The organism is Halopseudomonas pachastrellae, from assembly GCF_900114765.1.
GTDB classification, from domain to species: Bacteria; Pseudomonadota; Gammaproteobacteria; order Pseudomonadales; family Pseudomonadaceae; genus Halopseudomonas; species Halopseudomonas pachastrellae.
The window spans coordinates 1-1,192 of the sequence record NZ_FOUD01000053.1 but is presented as its reverse complement, the minus strand read 5'-3'; the positions used below and the strand labels follow the sequence as shown (position 1 = coordinate 1,192).

The 1,192-nt window shown below is 54.1% G+C and carries 1 protein-coding gene; it reads left to right on the top strand.

Annotation, left to right across the window (positions count from 1 at the left end):
- The first annotated feature begins 77 nt into the window (after nt 1-77).
- The gene (locus tag BM116_RS18565) at nt 78-1,163 is read left to right on the top strand and encodes an IS110 family RNA-guided transposase (RefSeq protein WP_079744078.1); all 1,086 of its coding nucleotides are present in this window, start codon (nt 78-80) and stop codon (nt 1,161-1,163) included.
- Nucleotides 1,164-1,192 lie beyond the last annotated feature (29 nt).

The following is a 1,192-nucleotide window of genomic DNA, read 5'->3' as shown; positions in this document are numbered from 1 at the left end:
CACGTCACTTTACTGTCTTGTCCAGGTGTCCGGTTGAAGCGGCTCTGTTCGTAATCGGTGAACCGGAGTGACCAGTCATGCCCAACGCCAAAATCAGCAGTGTTTCGAGACAGGTCGTAGGCGGTGTAGATACCCATAAAGACCTGCACGTCGCCGCAGTCGTAGACGAGCAGGATCGTATCCTGGCCAGTGAGAGCTTTGCGACTACTCGTCAGGGTTACAAACAAATGCTGACGTGGATGCGCTCGTTTGGTGAAGTGGTTCGAGTGGGCATCGAGTGCACAGGTACGTACGGTGCAGGCCTATTGCGCTACTTGGAACAGGCTGGGATCACCGTTCTTGAAGTTACTGCGCCTGATAAAAGTGATAGGCGCAAGCGGGGCAAAGATGACACCCTTGATGCCGGAAATGCGGCACATGCGGCTTTCGCAGGCGTTCGTACAGTTACCCCAAAAAAACGAGACGGCATGGTCGAATCGTTACGCGTGCTCAAAGTGTGTCGTAAGACGGCCATACAAGCTAGGCGCGTTACCTTACAGCTGATCCAGAACACTATCGTTAGTGCGCCTGATGATCTGCGTGAGTCATTACGCACGTTGACCCGCATGCAATTGATTAGAACGCTGGCAGCATGGCGTCCAGATCTATCAAGCTATCGTCAGGTCACGTCCGCCTACCGGATTGCTCTGAAGTCGCTGGGGCGGCGTTATCTCGAACTGCATGACGAGATAGCGGATTTGGATGTGATGATTGCAGCCTTGGTTGATGATCTTGCCCCAGAGCTGGTTGCCCGAAATGCCATTGGTTACGAGTCCGCTGCTCAGCTTCTACTGACAGCAGGCGACAACAGTGATCGTTTCCGCTCAGAGTCTAGCTTCGCTGCTTTATGTGGGGTTAGCCCGGTCCAGGCCTCTTCAGGCAAGGTCACCCGACATCGGCTGAATCGAGGTGGTGATCGCGCCGCAAACAGTGCGCTCCATATCATCGCTATTGGACGGCTTCGGACGGACGCTCGAACCCAGGCTTATGTCAGTCGACGTCTCTCAGAGGGACATTCAAAGCTGGAAGCAATCCGGTGCCTAAAGCGTTACATCGCACGGGAGGTCTACGGCATCATCCAGAGGCGAAATAGCGTCATCAACCAAAGCACAGTATCCACTTGACACTTAGAAGGGCGTCCAAGGTAGCCAAT

Coding starts and splice junctions, on each gene's coding strand:
- BM116_RS18565 (WP_079744078.1), top strand. CDS start 78: ATGCCCAACGCCAAAATCAGCAGTGTTTCGAGACAGGTCGTAGGCGGT.